Genomic DNA, 19,141 nt, shown 5'->3' on the forward strand with positions numbered 1-19,141 from the left:
ACGGAATCACGGCGCCGCCACCGCCGCCTGCGGCCGGATCGGGAGTCGGCTGATCGGCCGGCCCGTGGCCGCCCGTACCGCCGACGCCACCGCCGCCGGGGACGTCACGACCGGCGCCGCACTGGCGGGCTTCGCGCCGAAGGGCGCGACCACGTCGCGCTCCTCGATGAGCTGGACGATCCGGATGTCCGGCGCGTCCAGGGACGTCGGCAGCGCGTAACCGGTCAGGTCGGGACGGCGGATCACCCCGCGGTTGGTACGCAGGTTCTCGGTGAGGGCCGTGCCGATGCCCTGGGTGACGCCGGCCTCGATCCGGGTCGCGAGCTGCGCCGGGTTGAGGACGCGGCCGACGTCCTGCGCCACGGCCATCTCCACCACCCGTACCGCGCCCAGCTCGATGTCGACGTCCACCACCGCGCGGATCGCGCAGAACGCCATGCCCACGAAGGCGTCGCCCTGCCCGGAGGCGTCGAGGGGCTCGGTCGGGTGCGGGCGGCACTGGGCGGTGGCCCACAGTTCCTTGCCGTCCATGGCCTCGGTGACGGTGGTGGAGAGCACCCCGTCGTACGAGGTGATCTTGCCGTCGGTGATCTGGAGCAGCTCGGTCGACATCCCGAACTTGTGCGCCAGCGGCTGGAGGAGCTGCGTACGGACCATCTTCGCCGCTCGCTCGACCGCGCCGCCCGAGACCCAGGTGTGGCGTCCGTGGGCGGCCGGGCCCGCCGGGGGCTGGTCGGTGTCGACGGAGGCCACGTGGACCTCCTCGATGCCCAGGGTCTCCTGGACGATCTGCCGGGCGAGGGTGGCGAAGCCCTGTCCGGTCTCGACGGCCGCGCAGATGACCGTGGCGATGCCGTCGTGGACCTTGACGGTGGCGGTGGAGACCTCGTCGGCCCCCTCGGCGCCCAGCATGTGGACCATGCCCAGCGCGTAGCCGACCCCGCGCCGTACCGCGCCCGGCTCGCCCGCGCCCTCCGGGCCGCCGGGCAGCAGCCAGGCGGCCTCGGGGGTGTCCTTGGGGAGCGGCGGCAGCGGGTAGTCCCGTACGGCGGTGAGGAGTTCGGCCACCGGGGCCGGGCAGGTCACGGTCTGGCCGGTGGGCAGGATGTCGCCGGTCGCGAGGACGTTACGGAGCCGGAGTTCGGCCGGGTCCACCCCGATCTTGGCTGCCAGCTTGTCCATCTGGCCCTCGTACGCGGCACAGACCTGCATGGCGCCCTCGCCCCGGACATGGCCGGAGGGCGGGTTGTTCGTACGGACGGCCCAGCCCTCGATGAAGGCGTGCGGGACGACGTACGGGCCGCAGGCGAAGGCGACGGCCGCCGCGAGGGACTCGGACGAGGCGTCCGCGTACGCGCCCGCGTCCAGCAGGATCTGCGCCTCGACCTTGACGAGCCGGCCCTCGGTGTCCGCGTGGTGGCGGTAGCGGAGCAGGGTCGGGTGGCGGTGGGCGTGGCCGAGGAAGGACTCCTCGCGGGTCGCGGCGAGTTTGACCGGGCAGCCGGTGCGCAGGGCGAGCAGGCCGAGCGGGATCTGGAAGCCCGGGTCCTCGCGGTCGCCGGTGGCGCCGGGGACGCCGGTGACGACGACCTTGACCATCTCGGGGGCGAGCCCGAAGCAGGCGGCGGCCAGATCGCGGTCGGTGTGCGGGTCGGTGGAGGCGGTGTAGATCTCGACGCCCCCGTCGGGTCTCGGCACGGCGAGGCCGGCCTCGGCGCCGATGGGGGCCGGGTCCTGGCGGCCGATGCGGTAGAGGCCCTCGACGATGACCTCGCCGGTGACCGTGGCGTCGCCGTAGCTGAGCGGGATGTGCCGGATCAGATTGCCGTCGGGGTGCAGCGGTTCGGCGGCGAACGCCTTCTCGGGGTCGGTGACCGGGTCGAGCACCTCGTACTCGACGGTGATCGCGGCGGCGGCGAGCCGGGCGGTGTCGGGGTGGTCGGCGGCGACGGCGGCGATGGCCTCGCCGTGGTGGCGCACGACCTCGGCGGCGAACACGGGACGGTCGACGACGCGCCGGCCGTACGCGGTGTCGCCGGGGACGTCGTCATGGGTGATGACGGCCCGTACACCGGGCATTTCGGCGGCGCCGGAGGTGTCGATGGCGATGATCCGGGCATGCGGGTGCGGGGAGCGCAGGATGGCCGCCCACAGCAGTCCCTCGGCCCACAGGTCGGCGGCGTACGGGAAGGTGCCCTCGGTCTTCGCGCGCGCGTCGGCCGGGGGGAGGGACGCACCGAGGCCGTGCGCGGGCGGCTCCTGCTGGGGGCCGTCGAGCGCCGTGATCCCGGTGGCCGCGTCGTTGCTCACGCCATGCCTCCGTCGGGCGAGTGCGGGTTCTGGCCGTTCTGGTGCTGGCTGTTCTGCTGCTGGTTGTTCTGCTGGCCGTTCTGGGCGCCGGGTGACGCCTGGTGCGGTACGCGGGCCTCTTCGGACGCCGCGGCGGCGGCCTCGGCGCTGGCCTTGCGGCCGGCGACGACCTCGTCCACCGCGTCGAGCACACCACGGTAGCCGGAGCAGCGGCAGAGGTTGCCGCAGAGCGCCTGGCGGGTCTCCAACTCGCTGGGGGCGTGATTGCCCTCCAGCAGATCGTGGACGGTCATGGCCATGCCGGGGATACAGAAACCGCACTGCACCGCACCGCACTTGGCCAGCGCCCGCTGGACGTCGGAGGGTTCGCCGTCGGCGGCCAGGCCCTCGACCGTACGGACCTCGGAGCCGGCCGCGGTGGCGGCGGGCACCAGGCAGGACGCCACGAGCCGGCCGTCGACCTGCACGTTGCAGGCGCCGCACTCGCCCTGCGAGCAGCCGTCCTTGGCGCCCGCGAGGCCGAGGCGCTCGCGCAGCACGTACAGCAGCGACTCGCCGATCCACGCGTCGGTGACGGGGCGGTCCGCGCCGTTGACGCGCAGGACGTAGGAGCCGCCGGGGTGTTCGGCGGTGCCGTTGCTGCTGGTGAGCGGCTCGGGCTCGGCGGACTCCGGGGCGGGGGCGGGCTCGGGCGTTTCCGGTACGTCGGCGGGGGTGGCCGCCTCCGTGCCCGTACCCGCGTCCGTATCCGCGCCCGGGGCGCCCTCGTCGGAGACAGCCGCGTCGGACGCGGTGGCGTCCCCGTCCGCCGCCCACGGAGCGGCGGCGCCGCCCGGCAGTGTGGCGGGCGGGCTGCCGCCGGTCCACTGGGCCGACGACGTCAGCGCGGCGGTGCTGAACTCGCCGGATTCCTCCGGCAGTTCGCCCCGCGCGACGGGAATGGTCCACTGGCCGGTCAGCTCGGCGCCGCCGCCTCCGTCCGCGCCGCCCGTACCCGAGGAGGACGGCCCCTGGCCGTCCTGACCGGGCCCCGCGCCGAGGTCCGCCTCCGCGACGGTGGCGCTGAAGTTCCAGTGGCTCGTGCCCTGCGACTCGTAGCCGCCCGGGCCGTAACCGCCGTGCGCGTAGCCGCTCGTGCCGTACGCCTGGCCGTCCCCCGTGCCACTGCCGTCCCGCGCGGGCTCGGGCCACTGTGTGCCGCCCGCGCCGGCGACCGGCTGCGCGGCCCAGCCGCCCGGCGCCGCCTGGTCGTTGTGCGTGGGCGGGCCGATGCTCGGCGGTACGTAACCGTGCCCGGGCGCGGCCAGCGGCGCGTCCTGGGAGTCCTCCGGGGGCAGCTGGACAAACGCGGTCGACTCACCGTCGTACTCGCCGCCCTGCGGGACCGGCTGCCAGCCGCCCGGTGCCACGGGCGTCCCCGTACCGGAACTCTCATTGGTGGTCACGACAACGCCCTCCCCAGTGCCCGTCGGGCCAGCGCGGCGACCGTACGCCGCAGATGAAGTATGGCGGCCGACGGCGGGGGTGCCTCTCCCCCGCCCGGCGGCGGCTGGTCCGGGATGCACGCGGCGGCGACGTACTCGCCGAAGGCGGCGAGCGCCTCCTGCGCGAGCCCGCGCGCGCCGTCCCAGTCGATGAGCGAGGCGATCCAGCGCTCGGCCTCCAGCGGACGCAGCGGCATCGGCGCGATCGCCCCGACCGCGCAGCGCACACCGCGCCGCGCCGGATCGAGGACGACGGCGACGGACGCGGTGGCCCGGCCGGGGCCGGTGCGGCCGGTCGCCTTGAGGAAGACCTGCGGGGCGTGCAGCAGCGGTACGCGTACGAAGCCGATGAGTTCGGCGGGCGCGAGCATCTCGCGGCCGGCCAGCAGATGCGACACGGGGATCTCGCGGCGCGCGCCGTCCGGGCCCGCGACCACCAGATCGGCTTCGAGCGCGGCGAGTACGGGCAGGGCGTCACCCGTCGGGGCGGCGCTGGCGATATTGCCGCCGAGCGTGCCCGCGTTACGGATCTGGGGCGGCCCGGCCGCGCGCGCGGACGCGGCGAGCGCGGGGATGAGCGCCGCGAAGTCCGGCCTGCCCATGCGCGCGTGGGTGAGGCCGGCGCCGAGGAGCGCGTGACCGTCCTGATAGTGCCAGCCGCGCAACTCGCTGATCCGGCCGAGGCCGACGAGTCCCGCGGGCCGCAGCTGGCCTTTGTTGACCGCCGCCATCAGATCGGTTCCCCCCGCGACGGGCACGGCGGCGGGCATCGCGGTGAGCGCCCCCACGGCCTCGTCGAGAGAGGTCGGCAACGTCACGAACTGCGCCGTTTGCGGTGCGTGCGTGGTCAACCCAGCTGCCCCTTTCCGGTGTCCCGGTGTCCCGCCTGTGTTGCCGTACCGTACGTGCTCACAGCCCGGACGTGGCAACTCTGGCACATCTTCCGGGCCCGTCGTCGCGAGGGTCCACGAAGGGTGCATCCGTCCCCGACCAGGGGGAAGGTCCGGTTTCACACCTCTTCGCCGTCAGATGCGAAATGCCACTCTTCGGCGGTCGTTGTACGACTTATCCGTACGGACCGGGTGAGCGGACGGACCGTCGGACCGCCCTCGGCGGCTCTCCGGCGGACCGGTTCACGCCCGGTTCACAGCGGGTTCACACGATCGGGGACGACGCGCCGGGGCAACACGCCGTCGCGCGGCCGATATTCGCCACAGCGGATTCCCGCCGCGCCGCGCGCCCGTCGCGCGCCCGTCGCACGATCGCCGCACGATCGCCGCGCGCTTCGCGTACGTACGGGAGCACGCGTGAGCGCGTACGGGAACGTGGACGAGAACGTGAACGGCCCCCGGAGCGCGCCGCACACGCGCGCCCCGGGGGCCGTCCGACGTCGAAGGCCGGTGGCTACTTCTTGCCGCCGTCCTTGCCGCCCTTGCCCTTGTCCTTGTCCCCGCCGGGGCCCATGGACTCGTAGATCTCCTTGCACATGGGACAGACCGGATACTTCTTGGGGTCGCGCCCCGGTACCCAGACCTTCCCGCACAACGCGACCACGGGAGTGCCCTCCAGGGCGCTCGCCATGATCTTGTCCTTCTGGACGTAGTGGGCGAAGCGCTCGTGGTCGCCGTCGCCACGCGACACCTGCGGTGTCGGCTCCACGAGGGTGCCCGTGCCTGCCCCGCGATCGGGCTCAAGAGTGCTCATGGGAGCCAAGGGTACCCACGCCCGCCCCGTCGTGGCGGCCCCGGGTCCGTGCACTCCGGAGCCGCGCGCTCACGCATCGCGCCGACACGCCGGGAGCGGGGGCGGGGCAGGACGGCGCAATCAGGCCAATCCCCCCTTCCGGATCCCCGTCATCGCCCGCGCCAGGCCCGCGTCATCGCCCTTCAGGGACCCGCGCCATCGCCCTCCGCGCGGTCCGGCGGCTCAGTTGAGCGAGGGATCGTCCGGGTAGGTGGCGACCATCGCCAGCTCGCTGCGCTGTCTGCGCAGCACGGCCCGCCACAGCCCCTCGGGCCGGGGCGAGGAGATGTCGCCGGGCTCCGAGTCGACCACGTACCAGGCGCCGTCGCGCAGTTCGTTCTCCAGCTGGCCGGGGCCCCAGCCCGCGTATCCGGCGAAGATACGGAGCGAGCCGAGCGCCCGTGCCAGCAGCTCGGGCGGCGCGTCGAGGTCGACCAGGCCGATCGCCCCGTACACCCGGCGCCAGCCCAACGGCCCCTCGCCGCCGGGGATGACGGCGAGGCCGAGCGCCGAGTCGAGGGCGACGGGGCCGCCCTGGAAGACCACCCCGGGCTCCCCCGCCAGCTCTCCCCAGGGCTCCAGGATGTCCCCGACGTCCACCGGGGTGGGCCGGTTGAGGACCACGCCGAGGGAACCCTTCCCGTCGTGGTCGAGCAGGAGGACCACCGCGCGGTCGAAGTTCGGGTCCGACAGGGCGGGTGTCGCGACAAGCAGCCGCCCTGTGAGCGAGGACACCTCGGTCATGCGAGCCATGATCCCGCATCTTCGCCGCGCGCGGGGCGCGCCCGGCGACGTGGGCCGGATCTCGGCCTGTTGGAGCGCGGCGGAACGGGCGGCGGACGCGCGGCGGACAGCGGGCGGACAGCGGGCGAACCCCGCGCGGTGACCCTGCGCGAGGGGCCCTCCACCGTACGTGCCGACCCTCCGCTCTTACATGTCCATCACGTGTCCTGCCCGTCCCGGCCCTTACAGGACAGGGGCCTTCGCCCCTTACCCTTTTCCTTGACCGCCTGCCCGCCCACTCCGGAACGCGAGATTCATGACCGCCACAGACGATGTAATGCTTGTCCACGGTGGAACCCCGCTGGAGGGCGAGATCCGCGTCCGAGGCGCGAAGAACCTGGTGCCGAAGGCCATGGTCGCGGCGCTGCTCGGCAGCGGTCCGAGCCGGCTGCGCAATGTGCCCGACATCCGTGATGTCCGGGTCGTGCGGGGGCTGCTCCAGCTGCACGGGGTGACGGTGCGCCCCGGTGACGAGCCGGGTGAGCTGATCCTCGACCCGACGCATGTCGAGAGCGCGAACGTCGCGGACATCGACGCGCACGCGGGCTCGTCGCGTATCCCGATCCTGTTCTGCGGACCGCTGCTGCACCGGCTCGGCCACGCGTTCATCCCGGGTCTGGGCGGCTGCGACATCGGCGGCAGGCCGATCGACTTCCACTTCGACGTGCTGCGGCAGTTCGGCGCGACGATCGAGAAGCGGGCGGACGGCCAGTACCTGGAGGCGCCGCAGCGGCTGCGCGGCACCAAGATCCGGCTGCCGTACCCGTCGGTCGGCTCGACGGAGCAGGTGCTGCTGACGGCCGTGCTGGCCGAGGGCGTCACCGAGCTGTCGAACGCCGCGGTGGAGCCGGAGATCGAGGATCTGATCTGCGTGCTCCAGAAGATGGGCGCGATGATCTCGATGGACACCGACCGGACGATCCGGATCACCGGCGTCGACCGGCTCGACGGCTATACGCACCGGGCGCTGCCGGACCGTCTGGAGGCCGCGTCCTGGGCCTCGGCGGCGCTGGCCACCGAGGGCAACATCTATGTGCGGGGCGCGCAGCAGCGCTCGATGATGACGTTCCTCAACACGTACCGCAAGGTCGGCGGGGCCTTCGAGATCGACGACGAGGGCATCCGCTTCTGGCATCCGGGCGGCTCGCTCAACGCGATCGCGCTGGAGACGGACGTACACCCGGGCTTCCAGACGGACTGGCAGCAGCCGCTGGTGGTGGCGCTGACGCAGGCGTCGGGGCTCTCCATCGTGCACGAGACGGTGTACGAGTCGCGGCTCGGCTTCACCTCCGCGCTCAACCAGATGGGCGCGCACATCCAGCTGTACCGGGAGTGTCTGGGCGGTTCCGACTGCCGTTTCGGGCAGCGCAACTTCCTGCACTCGGCGGTCGTGTCGGGGCCGACCCGGCTCCAGGGCGCGGATCTGGTCATTCCGGATCTGCGCGGCGGTTTCTCGTATCTGATCGCGGCGCTGGCGGCGCAGGGCACCTCGCGGGTGCACGGCATCGACCTGATCAACCGCGGTTACGAGAACTTCCTCGACAAGCTGGTGGAGCTGGGCGCGAAGGTGGAACTGCCGGGCCGCACACTCGCCTGACCGTACAGAGGACCGTAGATCCGACCGTACGAAGCCGGGAGGACCGTACGGAGCCGCTGACCAGGGGCTCCGCGGCTCTGTACGGTCCTCTGACGGCCTCGCACAGCAGGGGCGGCCATCCGGATCGGATGGCCGCCCCTGTGCGTCGTACTGGTGTCCTGTACAGGAGGTACAGGCACTGTTCGCCTATGGGTGTTACTTGCCCTTGGCGGCTTCCTTGAGCTTGGAGCCCGCGGAGACCTTCACGCTGTAGCCGGCCGGGATCTGGATGGGGTCGCCGGTCTGCGGGTTACGAGCGGTGCGAGCGGCACGGTGGGTGCGCTCGAAGGTCAGGAAGCCGGGGATGGTGACCTTCTCGTCGCCCTTGGCGACGATCTCGCCGACCGTCTCGGCGAGAGCGGCCAGCACAGCGTCGGCGTCCTTGCGGGTCACCTCGGCGCGGTCGGCCAGGGCGGCCACCAGCTCACTGCGGTTCATGTTGTTACTCCCGTGTTCTTCTTGCCTGTGAGGCGTGAGATCGAAGCCGATGCTGCCAGGGCCCTCGGACAGTCCCCGGACCCGGGTCTGCTGACAGACCCTCGCGCCCGAATACGCATCCTGCCCCCACCAGCGGCGGGAAAGCCAATCCGGCACCCTCCGGAGTCACACGAAAAGCGCCACTGCCTCGTCGTCGTGACGTTCCGTCGACTCTGTGGAGACTCCTTGGAGCCTTGGGGCCCTTGAACCCGCCGGAGGCCCTGAAAACCTCCCTGGAGCGGCGGGGCTCATGGTCCGCCACCCTAGATGGGCCCGTGGGGCCCGGCGAATCGCGACGCGCCGGGCACCGGACGGACGTGAGATGTACCACCGGCGTACGGTGCGGTACGGGAGCCGGACGACGGCTTCTCAGCCCTCGCCGTTCGCCTTCGCGGCCTCGCGCACCGCTCCCGCGACCGCGCCCGCGACCCGGTCGTTGAAGACCGACGGGACGATGTAGTTGGCGTTCAGCTCGTCCTCGCCGACGACGTTCGCGAGGGCGGCGGCGGCGGCCAGCATCATGTCCGTGTTGACCGTGCGGGACTGGGCGTCCAGCAGGCCGCGGAACACACCGGGGAAGACCAGCACGTTGTTGATCTGGTTGGGGAAGTCGGAGCGGCCGGTGGCCACCACGGCGGCCGTCTCGCGCGCGATCGCCGGGTCGACCTCAGGGTCCGGGTTGGCCAGCGCGAAGACGATCGCGCCGTCGGCCATGGCGGCCACGTCGGCACCGTCCAGCACGTTCGGGGCGGAGACCCCGATGAACACGTCCGCGTCGACCACGGCCTCCTTGAGGGTGCCGGTGACGCCCTCCGGGTTCGTGTTGTCGGCGATCCAGCGCAGCGGCGACTCGGGGGCCGCGTCGACGAGGTCGGCGCGGTCCGCGTGCACGACACCGTGGATGTCGGCGACGACGGCGTGCTTGACACCGGCCGCGAGCAGCAGCTTGAGGATGGCCGTACCGGCCGCGCCGGCGCCGGACATGACGACCCGTACGTCGCCGATGCCCTTGCCGACCACGCGCAGCGCGTTCGTCAGGGCGGCGAGGACGACGATGGCGGTGCCGTGCTGGTCGTCGTGGAAGACGGGGATGTCGAGGGCCTCGCGCAGCCGTGCCTCGATCTCGAAGCAGCGGGGCGCGGAGATGTCCTCCAGGTTGATGCCGGCGAAGCCGGGCGCGATGGCCTTGACGATCGCGACGATCTCGTCGGAGTCCTGGGTGTCCAGGCAGATCGGCCAGGCGTCGATGCCGGCGAAGCGCTTGAAGAGGGCGGCCTTGCCCTCCATGACGGGCAGCGCGGCCATCGGGCCGATGTTGCCGAGGCCCAGCACGGCGGAGCCGTCGGTGACGACGGCGACCGAGTTGCGCTTGATGGTCAGCCGGCGGGCGTCCTCGGGGTTCTCCGCGATCGCCATGCAGACGCGCGCCACACCGGGCGTGTAGACCATGGAGAGGTCGTCACGGTTGCGGATGGGGTGCTTGGACTGCATCTCGATCTTGCCGCCGAGGTGCATCAGGAACGTACGGTCCGAGACCTTGCCGAGGGTGACCCCCTCGATGCCCCGGAGCTGTTCCACGATCTCTTCCGCGTGGCCGGTGGAGCTGGCGGCGATGGTGACATCGATCCGCAGCTTCTCGTGGCCGGAAGCGGTCACGTCCAGACCGGTCACCGAGCCGCCGGAGGATTCCACGGCCGTGGTCAGCTGCGAGACCGCGGTACCGCTCGCGGGCACCTCCAGCCTGACCGTCATCGAGTACGAGACGCTGGGCGCCGTTGCCATGACCGTGTTCCTCTTCTTTCCTCAGCCTCATTGCCGCCCCGTCCGGCCCCTGGACCGGAGAGACCTTCAGATGGTCGCACCTACCGGCCGGTAACAGGTAAAGACCTTTATCTACGGAACCTGTCTTCCAGGATGCGAGACGGCAAGGGCGGGCGGCGAGGGCGGGCGCGCGACAGAAACAGGCCCCTGCCGGATCCGCTGATCCGGCAGGGGCCCGCCGAGAAAAAGGTGGCACCGGCCCGCCATGCTCGCCTCGCGGCAAGTGGTCGCTCGAAGCGACTAAGGTTGGGCCCGGGGGCTTGGATCGAACCGGTGCCACCCCCAGGCTAACAAACCACCCGCGACAAGTGATTCCCTCCCGCGCGAGTTGACCCGCGGTCAATCCGGCGGGTCAACCCGTACGTCAACGTAAAGTGGACGCCCCCCGGTGCGCGCCTACTCCCGCAGCAGGTCCGGCACCCCGTCCGCGTCCGGCTCGTCCCGGGCCGCCGAGACCACCGTGAGCTGCTGGGTCGCCCTGGTCAGCGCCACGTAGAGCACCCGCAGCCCGGCCGGGGACTCGTCCGCGATGTCCGCCGGGGAGACCACGACCGTCGCGTCGTACTCCAGCCCCTTGGCCTCCAGACTGCCCAGCGCCACCACCCGGTCACCGAGCCCGGCCAGCCAGCGCGCCGCCTGCTCGCGCCGGTGCATGGCCACGACGACGCCCACGGTGCCGTCCACCCGCTCCAGCAGCCGCCGCGCCTCCTCCCGTACGGTCGCGGCCAGGTCGCCGTCGCCCACGGCGGCGAAGCGCGGCCGTACGCCGGTGGAGCGCACCGCCCGCGGGGACTCCATGCCGGGCATGGCCAGGTGGAGGACCTTCGCGGCCAGCTCGGCGATCTCCGCCGGGTTGCGGTAGTTCACCGTCAGGGTGAAGCGGCGGCGCGGGCGCGTGCCGAGTGCCTCGTCACGGGCCTCGGCCGCCTCGTCCGGATCGGACCAGGACGACTGCGCGGCGTCCCCGACGACCGTCCAGGTGGCCTGCCGGCCGCGGCGGCCCACCATGCGCCACTGCATGGGCGTCAGGTCCTGCGCCTCGTCGACGATGACATGCGCGTACTCCGTACGCTCCGCCGCCAGCCGCTCGGCCCGCTCGCGCTGGGTCTCCTCGCGGGTCGGCATCAGCTCCTCCAGCCCGGTGAGCTGGTCCAGCGGGTCCAGCTCACGCCGCTTGCGCGGGCGCGGCGGCGCGCCGAGGAGCATCTCCAGCTCGTCCAGGAGCGCCACGTCGTGCACGGAGAGCGCCCCCTTGCCGTCCGGCCCCAGCCGGGCGAGCGAGCGGGCCAGCCGGCGGCTCTCGCCCTGGTTGAGGACCCGGCGCGACCAGCGGCCCAGACGCCGTTCGTCGCCCATCGCGGCGAGCACCGCGCGCGGGGTCAGCTCGGGCCACCAGGCGTCGAGGAAGCCGGTGAAGTCGTCCTCGGAGGTGATGTCCTCGTCGAACGACGAGCGCAGCTCCGCCGCCAGTTCGGGATCGGTGTGGCGGCCGGCCGAACCGGACTTGGTCCACAGCGCGTCGAGCAGCAGCCGGCGGGCGCGCGGTCTGAGCAGGTTGACGGGCGCGGTGCCGCTGAGCACCGTCTGCCGGATGCGGTGCAGCTCGGGCTCCGCCAGCTCCAGGCGGCGGCCGAAGGCGACGACGCGGAGCCGGTCGGTCCGTACGGTACGGGCGGGCTCGTCGTCGTCGGGGCCGCCGAGACCGTCCGGGCCGTCCGGGCCATCCGGGTCCTCACCGAAGGCCAGCTGGGCGCCGTCCCGGAGCTGCCCCTGCCGCTGCCGCCCGCCCTGGCCCGCGGACCGGCCCCCCGAGCCTCCCGTGCCTCCCGAACCTCCCGAGGCCCCCTCCAGCGCGCCCCGGGCCGCGTGGCGCAGCACCCGGATCATCCGCGCCGAGCCCTTGACGCGGGCCACGGCCGGTTCGTCGTACGCGGTGGCCTCCGCGCCGTCCACCAGGGATCCGACCGCGCGGATGGCGACCTGCCCCTCCTCGCCGAGCGAGGGCAGCACGCCCTCGGTGTACGCCACGAGCAGCGGCGTCGGCGAGACGATGAGGATGCCGCCCGCGTACCGCCGCCGGTCCTGGTAGAGCAGATACGCGGCGCGGTGCAGCGCGACGGCCGTCTTGCCGGTGCCGGGGCCGCCGGCGACCTCGGTGACGGACGCGGCGGGGGCCCGGATGACCAGGTCCTGTTCGGCCTGGATGGACGAGACGATGTCGCGCATGGTGTGGCTGCGGGCCTGGCCGAGCGCGGCCATCAGGGCGCCGTCGCCGATGACGGCGAGCGGGTCGCCGTCCAGGGTGGCGGTCAGCTCGGGGCGCATCAGGTCGTCCTCGACACCGAGGACCTTGCGGCCCTTGGAGCGGATGACCCGGCGCCGTACGACCCGCCCCGGATCCACCGGGGTGGAGCGGTAGAACGGCGCGGCGGCGGGCGCGCGCCAGTCGATGACCAGCGGTGCGTAGTCGGAGTCCAGGACGCCGATCCGGCCGATGTGGAGCGTCTCGGCGATCTCGGCCGTACGGTCGTCACGGATGGCGTCGTCGGCCGGCTCGACCGAGGTGAACGCGCCGTCCGGGCCCTTCTGCCCGTCCTTGCCGCGGAGCAGGTCGACCCGGCCGAAGAGGAAGTCCTCGAACTCGTTGTTGAGCCGGTTGAGGTGGATACCGGCCCGGAAGACCTGCGCGTCGCGCTCCGCAAGGGCTCCCGGGGTCCCGACCTGACCCCGTTTGGCGGCGTCGTTCATCAGGAACTCCGCCTCGTGGATCTTCTCCTCCAGCCGGCGGTACACCTGGTCCAGATGGTGCTGTTCGACGCCGATCTCGCGGTCGCGAACGGAGTCGTGCCCCGTGTCGCGTGCGGGATCGACGGCGGGTCCAGCTGATTGAACAGCGGCATCCTGCGCGGCCACCGAGGCCCCCTTCATGACGTGCGTTGGGCAGCCGTCAACCGTACGCGAAGGGGGCCGTTATGTCAGGCAGGGATCTCCACGAGCTTGTCGCCGTCGAGAGTCACGACCTCGAAGTGGTCGATGTCGCTCTTCTGGATCGACGTCCCGCCCTGTACGTAGAGCGGCTTCTTGCCGGCCGCGTTGGGACTGTCGGGGATGCCGTAACCCCACTCGGGCACGGCCCAGGTGGTGACGGTCTCCTTCTCGCCGGTCTTGGAGACGGCGACAAGGCTGCACTTCAGCGGCCCCTTGACGTTCTTCAGCTCCAGCATGGACTCGGTGCCCCACAGCTTCTCCGTCATGCTGACGGAGGCGCTGACCTTGGTGGCGGGATCGGTGGCACTGAGCTTGCCCGACGCCGACTGGAAGTCAGCGGCGGGATCCCTGGGCTGAGGCTGCGCGAAATTGCCGCTGCTGCTGGTGTCCCCGGAGGTGGCGACGATCGCCCCCACCGGACCGGCGATGATCAGCGCAGCCGCGGCGGCGACCAGATACAGCCCGCGCCGCTTCCGCTTCGCCCGTTTGATGGCGACCTCGTCGACCAGCCGGTCGAGCAGCTGGGGAGTCGGTTGCACGGAGACGGACGGCGTCGGAATCTCCGCGAGCGACATGACCCCGGGTGAGATAGGGGTGACGGACGCTCCGCTGAAGGAACTGGACAGGTTGGGCGAGCCGAGCGAGGAGGGCGCATCCCCGAGCATGGCCAGCATTGGCTCCATCCCGGAGAACTCCTCCAGATGGACGGCGCAGATCCGGCATCCGGCCAGATGCGCCTCGAATGCTGTCGCCTCGGCATCGTCCAGAATTCCAAGGACATATGCTCCGACGGCTTCATGCACAGTACTTTCGTCGCCCAGTCCGTACTGCTCGTGCGTGGTCATGCCGAGATCCCCCTTTCCTCCAATGCGAGCTTCATCGAGCGCAGTGCGTAGAACACACGGGAACGCACGGTCCCGCTGGGTATGCCGAGCGTCTCGGCAGCCTCATTGACGGTCCGTCCCTTGAAGTACGTCTCCACGAGTACTTCCCGGTGAGCAGGGGTCAAATCCTCCAGCGCATCCGAGAGCGTCATCAGCCACAACGCCTTGTCGATCTCGTCCTCCGCGGGCATGACCTCCAGCGGTGACGGATCGACTTCCTGCGGCCGGGCCTGCCGGCTGCGGTGTCCGTCGATGACGATGCGTCGTGCGACCGTCACCAGCCAAGGTCGGACAGAGCCGGTCGCCCTATTGAGCTGGCCGGCGTTCTTCCAGGCACGGATGAGCGTTTCCTGAACGACATCCTCGGCCCGCTGGCGGTCGCCCGCCACAAGACGCATGACGTAGGCAAGGAGCGGTCCGGCGTGTTCCCGGTACAGCGCTCGCATCAACTCCTCGTCGGGAGCGGGAGCAGGAGTATTGGTGCGCGGTGTCGCGCTCCGGTGTCGGGCCCGGTGAGGGCGGTCATCGGCCACGGCCGCATCCTTGCGCACCTAAACCTCCCGGTCGAGACCTTCTTGGCTGCTTCTCCCTCATCAGTACGGAGACGGGGGCCACCGGACTCAACGCCGCCGAAGAAAGTTTCAAGATCTTTTGAGCCATCCGACAGGCGTCCTGGGCGGGTTCGCGCCGATCCGGGGCCCACGGAGGTTTCGTGCAGGACACGTGGAGGATCTGTCAGGGACCCGTACAGGAACCACGCAGAGTTGGCTGAAAATCGCTCAAGAACCTTATGTAATTCCCACACAAGAGACGACTTCAGCCACGCCAACGACCACCTACCGGCCACGGTCCGGTGCGCGAACGCGCGCATGGAAAGATCACCGGGCCACCCCGCCCCCGGCGGCACCCCGGCACCCCCTGGCGACGGCCGCCACCCGCGCCCCCGCCACACCCCACCCGCACCCCGCGCACACCCCCGTCCATACGCCCGCCTGTTCAGCGGCAGCGCACCCGCCCCGGCCGCTCAGAGCGCCGTGAGCCGCCGAAAGCCCCCGGCCCCACCCCCGGGTCCACCATCGCCCCACGCGCCCCACGCACCCCAACTACCGCGCACCGGCGCACAGTTAGGCGCGCGCCCATACCCATCACGCGCCCAATCCACGCCCCCTCACCACCGCGCACCCCGACGCACCGACAGCTATCAGCCATCGGCGAGGTGTTGGCCGCGGGCGATCACGAGCATGTGAGCGGACTTCCGTACGCAAAAGAGGCCACCCCGGCCGTCCTTCATGGCGTTCACGCGCCCCACAGGCAGTCCAGGCCCCGGAGCCTCCGCCGGACAGCCCGACACGACCGGCACGCCGCACGGTCCGCTCCAGGCCGTGAGGGGGCGGCGCCCGGCGCGCGCGGAGCAGGCCGCCAGGAAGGAATGCGCCGGGGTGAGCAGGCCCGGACGCGCCTCTGGGGACGGTCTGGGGACCCACGCGCCCCGCGTGACGGTTTCAGGCCAGCGCAGGGGTACGGGCGCCTAAGGCATGGCGTTCGGCGGACCGTTGTGCAGGATGCGCTGGTACAGCCGGTGGTCGCGCCACTCGCCGTCGATGTGGAGATAGCGCGGCGCCGTACCGATCACCTCGAACCCGCACTTGGCCAGCACCCGCTGCGACGCCGCGTTGGCCAGGACCGTGCCCGCCTCGATGCGGTGGAGCCCCAGGTCGTCGCGGGCCGACCGGCAGACCTCCTGGGTGACACGGGTCGCCAGACCGCGGCAGGTGTACGCGGCGTCGACCCAGTATCCGAGGCTGGCGCTGCGGAACGGCCCGAGCGCGATGTTGGACAGCGTGGCCTGCCCGACGATGCGCCGGCCGTCGGTGAGATGCCAGCGCTGTACGGACGGATCCGCGAGGCGGTGGGCCTGGGCGCGCGCGGTGAAGAAGTCGGCGGGGCGGTCCGGCTCCCAGGGCCGCATGTGGTCGCGGTTGCGGACGAGGGCCTCGGCGACCAGTTCGGCGTCGTCGGCGGTGGCGGGCCTGAGGCGGATCGTGGAGTCGTGGGCCATCTCCGTACCGTACGTACGGAACGGACGGGCCGGGAAACAGGCCCACCGGCCACATAGGCCCCAGAAAACGCAGGAGCCCCAAGAGCCCCAGGGCCGCACAAACCTCCTGAGGCCGACCGCCCTCAGCCGAGTCCGCCCTCCAGCCTCCCGCCTCCGCCCTCAGACGTCCGCGTACTTCGAGTCCGCCGTAGGGTCCAGCGCCAGCCGGTAGCCCCGCTTGACCACCGTGTGGATCAGCTTCGGCGCGCCCAGTGCCGTCCGCAGCCGGGCCATGGCCGTCTCGACGGCGTGTTCGTCACGTCCGGCGCCGGGCAGCACACGCAGCAGCTCCGCGCGCGAGACCACCCAGCCGGGCCGCCGGGTGAGCGCGCGCAGCAGGGCCATCCCGGCGGGCGGCACCGGCCGCAGATCGCCGTCCACCAGCACCGCGTGGCCCCGGATCTCGACGCGGTAGCCGGCGACCGGCAGCGTACGGGCCCGGCCGGGCAGCTCCGCGCAGAGCACCTGCACCAGCGGCCCGAGCCGGAACCGCTCCGGCTGTACGGTGTCGATGCCGCGCGCCTGGAGCGGCAGCGCGGTGACGGGGCCGACGCATGCCGCCAGCACGTCGTGGTGCAGGGCCGTGAGCAGATCGGCGAGCTGCCCGCGTTCGTCGGCGCGGGAGAGCAGCGAGGCGGCGGCGGGCGCGCTGGTGAAGGTGACGGCGTCGACGGCGCGGGCGACGGTCGCGTCGATCAGCCGGTCGACCGGCGCGAGGTCCTCCGGCGGCATCCAGCGGTACACGGGGACGACGACGACATCGGCGCCCCCGGCCCGGAGCGCCTCCACGAACCCCGGCAGGGGCTCGCCGTGCAGCTGGAGCGCGATCCGGCGGCCCTCGACGCCCTGCCCGAGGAGGCGTTCCAGCACCTCGGCCATGGATTCGGAGCTGGGCGACCACTCCTCGGTGAGTCCGGCGGCGCGGATGGCGCCTTTCACCTTGGGTCCGCGCGCGAGGAGTTCGACACCGCGCAGACAGGCGAGCAGGTCCTCGCCGTACCCCCAGCCGTCGGCGGCCTCCACCCAGCCGCGGAAGCCGATCGCCGTGGTCGCGACGACGATGTCGGGGACGTGCGCGATCAGTTCCTTGGTCGCGGAGAGCAGCTCCGCGTCATCGGCGAGCTGCACGATCCGCAGGGCGGGCGCGTGCACGACGGTGCCGCCGCGCCGCTTGAGCAGCGTGCCCAGCTCGTCGGCGCGCCGGGCCGCGGTGACCCCGATGGTGAATCCCGCGAGCGGACCGTGGCGCTGACCGTCCATACCTCTCCCACCTGACGACGCTGCTGACGGCACAGGACCCGTCGGCGTACCGAGCCTGCCAAGGATGCGTGACGGGCCCGGTACACCGGAATTTCACCCACGTTACGTCGGGCGGCCTCACACCTCCGAGTAGCTGAGCCGGGACCTGCCGCTCTCGGCCGGGACGGCCGCCTCGGCGGCGGGGGCCGGCTCGCGAAGGTATACCGCCCAGGTCAGCGCGAAGCACGCGACGTAGAAGAGCAGGAAGACGACGAACGCGGACGTTCCGGTGCCCGCCGTCATGAAGGACTGCCGGAAGGCGAGGTTGATGCCGAGGCCGCCGAGCGCGCCGACGGCTCCGATGAGCCCCATCGAGGCGCCGGAGAGCCGCCGTCCGTAGGCGTCGGCGGCGGCGCCGGCCATGCCCTTCTCGACGGCGCGGGCCCGGAAGATGCCGGGGATCATCTTGTACGTGGAGCCGTTGCCGAGGCCGGTGAGCAGGAAGAGCGCGACGAATCCGACGAGGAAGACGGTGAGGGACTCGATGACGGAGGCGAAGACCACGACGCCGGTCGCGAGCGCCATGGCCGCGAAGTTCCAGAGGGTGATGCGGGCGCCGCCGTACTGGTCGGCCAGTTTGCCGCCGATCGGCCGGATCAGCGAGCCGAGCAGCGGTCCGATGAAGGTGAGCGACGCGGCCTGGAGAGGGGTGCGCCCGAACTGGGTCTGGAGGACCAGACCGAAGGCGAAGCTGTAGCCGATGAAGGAGCCGAACGTCCCTATGTAGAGGAGGGACATGATCCAGGTGTGCCGGTCGCGCAGGGCCTCCCCGGCGGCGCCCGCGTCGTTGCGTACCGGCGCGAGGTTGTCCATGAACAGCGCCGCGCACACGGCGGCCACGACGATCAGCGGGATGTAGACGCCGAGGACGATGCGCGGGTGGGTGGCCCCGGCGGTGCCGATGACCAGTAGTCCGATCAGCTGGACGACGGGCACGCCGATGTTTCCGCCGCCGGCGTTGAGGCCGAGGGCCCAGCCCTTCTTCCGGAGCGGGAAGAAGGAGTTGATGTTGGTCATGGACGAGGCGAAGTTCCCGCCGCCGACGCCGGTGAGCGCGGCGACGGCCAGGAAGGTGCCGTACGAGGTGCCGGGCTCCATGACGAGATACGCGGCGCCGGTCGGCAGCAGCAGCATCAGCGCCGAGAAGACGGTCCAGTTACGGCCGCCGAAGCGGGCGACGGCGAAGGTGTACGGGACGCGTACGACCGCGCCGACCAGGGTGGCGGTGGCGATCAGGAAGAACTTGCCGGCCGGGTCGACGCCGTACTCGGGCCCCATGAACAGGACCATGACCGACCAGAGGGTCCAGATCGAGAACCCGATGTGCTCGGAGAGTACGGAGAAGACGAGATTGCGCCGGGCGACGCGCTCGCCGGTCTCCCGCCAGAAGGTCTCGTCCTCGGGGTCCCACCGCTCGATCCAGCGGCCGCGGCGGCCCCCTTCGGGCGGTGCGGGGGTGGTGGTCGGGGCAGTCATCGCGCGCCTCCCGGACGGGATCGAATGGTGAGCCCCGACCGTAGGGACACCGCGTTTCGGCCCGGTGCCGCCGGGTGACCGGTGCGAAACCTTGCTCTCACCCGGGGGCGCGGACCGCTGTGAGCGCTTTCACCAGCGCCTC

At 72.0% G+C, this 19,141-nt stretch carries 14 protein-coding genes; 1 reads left to right on the forward strand and 13 read right to left on the reverse strand.

All coding sequences use genetic code 11. The features are described 5' to 3' along the window. Nucleotides 1-6 precede the first annotated feature (6 nt). The 5 genes from DVK44_RS10775 to DVK44_RS10795 all read right to left on the reverse strand — a co-directional run bounded on the left by DVK44_RS10775 (nt 7) and on the right by DVK44_RS10795 (nt 6,281). Complete coding sequence (locus DVK44_RS10775) at nt 7-2,310, reverse strand: xanthine dehydrogenase family protein molybdopterin-binding subunit (RefSeq protein WP_114659474.1); 2,304 nt, start codon at nt 2,308-2,310, stop codon at nt 7-9. Further along, a complete protein-coding gene (locus tag DVK44_RS10780; RefSeq protein WP_114659475.1) occupies nt 2,307-3,755 on the reverse strand; it encodes a 2Fe-2S iron-sulfur cluster-binding protein in 1,449 nt (482 codons plus the stop codon). Before DVK44_RS10780 ends, DVK44_RS10775 begins: the two co-directional genes overlap by 4 nt. After that, a complete protein-coding gene (locus tag DVK44_RS10785) occupies nt 3,752-4,645 on the reverse strand; it encodes an FAD binding domain-containing protein (RefSeq protein ID WP_114659476.1) in 894 nt (297 codons plus the stop codon). The genes DVK44_RS10780 and DVK44_RS10785 overlap by 4 nt, the downstream gene beginning before the upstream one ends. 553 nt (nt 4,646-5,198) lie before the next feature. Beyond that, complete coding sequence (locus DVK44_RS10790; protein ID WP_114624094.1) at nt 5,199-5,498, reverse strand: DUF3039 domain-containing protein; 300 nt, start codon at nt 5,496-5,498, stop codon at nt 5,199-5,201. 222 nt (nt 5,499-5,720) lie between these two features. Beyond that, nucleotides 5,721-6,281, reverse strand: a complete 561-nt coding sequence (locus tag DVK44_RS10795; RefSeq protein WP_114659477.1) for a YqgE/AlgH family protein — start codon at nt 6,279-6,281, stop codon at nt 5,721-5,723. 295 nt (nt 6,282-6,576) lie between these two features. Between DVK44_RS10795 and murA the strand changes: the two genes are divergently transcribed. Further along, entirely contained in the window at nt 6,577-7,917 is a 1,341-nt protein-coding gene (gene murA, locus DVK44_RS10800; RefSeq protein WP_114659478.1) for a UDP-N-acetylglucosamine 1-carboxyvinyltransferase, read from the forward strand. A gap of 195 nt (nt 7,918-8,112) precedes the next feature. Here murA and DVK44_RS10805 read toward each other — a convergent pair whose 3' ends face one another. From DVK44_RS10805 to DVK44_RS10840, 8 genes are all read right to left on the reverse strand, one after another. After that, nucleotides 8,113-8,394: an HU family DNA-binding protein gene (locus DVK44_RS10805; RefSeq protein ID WP_003954777.1), complete on the reverse strand. Its 282-nt coding sequence runs from the start codon at nt 8,392-8,394 to the stop codon at nt 8,113-8,115. A gap of 408 nt (nt 8,395-8,802) precedes the next feature. Next, nucleotides 8,803-10,215 (reverse strand): NAD-dependent malic enzyme, encoded by a 1,413-nt coding sequence (locus DVK44_RS10810; protein ID WP_114659479.1) that lies wholly within the window; start codon nt 10,213-10,215, stop codon nt 8,803-8,805. Between the two features lie 435 nt (nt 10,216-10,650). Further along, nucleotides 10,651-13,182, reverse strand: a complete 2,532-nt coding sequence (locus DVK44_RS10815; protein WP_228447080.1) for a HelD family protein — start codon at nt 13,180-13,182, stop codon at nt 10,651-10,653. Nucleotides 13,183-13,229: 47 nt separating this feature from the next. Then, nucleotides 13,230-14,087: a zf-HC2 domain-containing protein gene (locus DVK44_RS10820; protein WP_114659480.1), complete on the reverse strand. Its 858-nt coding sequence runs from the start codon at nt 14,085-14,087 to the stop codon at nt 13,230-13,232. Then, nucleotides 14,084-14,677, reverse strand: a complete 594-nt coding sequence (locus tag DVK44_RS10825) for a sigma-70 family RNA polymerase sigma factor (protein ID WP_114659481.1) — start codon at nt 14,675-14,677, stop codon at nt 14,084-14,086. The genes DVK44_RS10820 and DVK44_RS10825 overlap by 4 nt, the downstream gene beginning before the upstream one ends. Nucleotides 14,678-15,654: 977 nt before the next feature. Further along, complete coding sequence (locus tag DVK44_RS10830) at nt 15,655-16,185, reverse strand: GNAT family N-acetyltransferase (protein WP_114659482.1); 531 nt, start codon at nt 16,183-16,185, stop codon at nt 15,655-15,657. A gap of 159 nt (nt 16,186-16,344) precedes the next feature. Further along, a complete protein-coding gene (locus DVK44_RS10835) occupies nt 16,345-17,484 on the reverse strand; it encodes a uroporphyrinogen-III synthase (protein WP_114659483.1) in 1,140 nt (379 codons plus the stop codon). A gap of 117 nt (nt 17,485-17,601) precedes the next feature. Next, complete coding sequence (locus DVK44_RS10840; protein WP_114659484.1) at nt 17,602-18,999, reverse strand: nitrate/nitrite transporter; 1,398 nt, start codon at nt 18,997-18,999, stop codon at nt 17,602-17,604. Nucleotides 19,000-19,141: the final 142 nt, after the last annotated feature.

Source organism: Streptomyces paludis, assembly GCF_003344965.1.
GTDB lineage: Bacteria > Actinomycetota > Actinomycetes > Streptomycetales > Streptomycetaceae > Streptomyces > Streptomyces paludis.

What these genes read in the sequence shown, in the direction of transcription:
- DVK44_RS10790 (WP_114624094.1), bottom strand. Translation starts at nt 5,498, where the DNA reads ATGAGCACTCTTGAGCCCGATCGCGGGGCAGGCACGGGCACCCTCGTG.
- DVK44_RS10795 (WP_114659477.1), bottom strand. Translation starts at nt 6,281, where the DNA reads ATGACCGAGGTGTCCTCGCTCACAGGGCGGCTGCTTGTCGCGACACCC.
- murA (WP_114659478.1), top strand. Translation starts at nt 6,577, where the DNA reads ATGACCGCCACAGACGATGTAATGCTTGTCCACGGTGGAACCCCGCTG.
- DVK44_RS10805 (WP_003954777.1), bottom strand. Translation starts at nt 8,394, where the DNA reads ATGAACCGCAGTGAGCTGGTGGCCGCCCTGGCCGACCGCGCCGAGGTG.
- DVK44_RS10810 (WP_114659479.1), bottom strand. Translation starts at nt 10,215, where the DNA reads ATGGCAACGGCGCCCAGCGTCTCGTACTCGATGACGGTCAGGCTGGAG.
- DVK44_RS10815 (WP_228447080.1), bottom strand. Translation starts at nt 13,182, where the DNA reads ATGAAGGGGGCCTCGGTGGCCGCGCAGGATGCCGCTGTTCAATCAGCT.
- DVK44_RS10820 (WP_114659480.1), bottom strand. Translation starts at nt 14,087, where the DNA reads ATGACCACGCACGAGCAGTACGGACTGGGCGACGAAAGTACTGTGCAT.
- DVK44_RS10830 (WP_114659482.1), bottom strand. Translation starts at nt 16,185, where the DNA reads ATGGCCCACGACTCCACGATCCGCCTCAGGCCCGCCACCGCCGACGAC.
- DVK44_RS10835 (WP_114659483.1), bottom strand. Translation starts at nt 17,484, where the DNA reads ATGGACGGTCAGCGCCACGGTCCGCTCGCGGGATTCACCATCGGGGTC.
- DVK44_RS10840 (WP_114659484.1), bottom strand. Translation starts at nt 18,999, where the DNA reads ATGACTGCCCCGACCACCACCCCCGCACCGCCCGAAGGGGGCCGCCGC.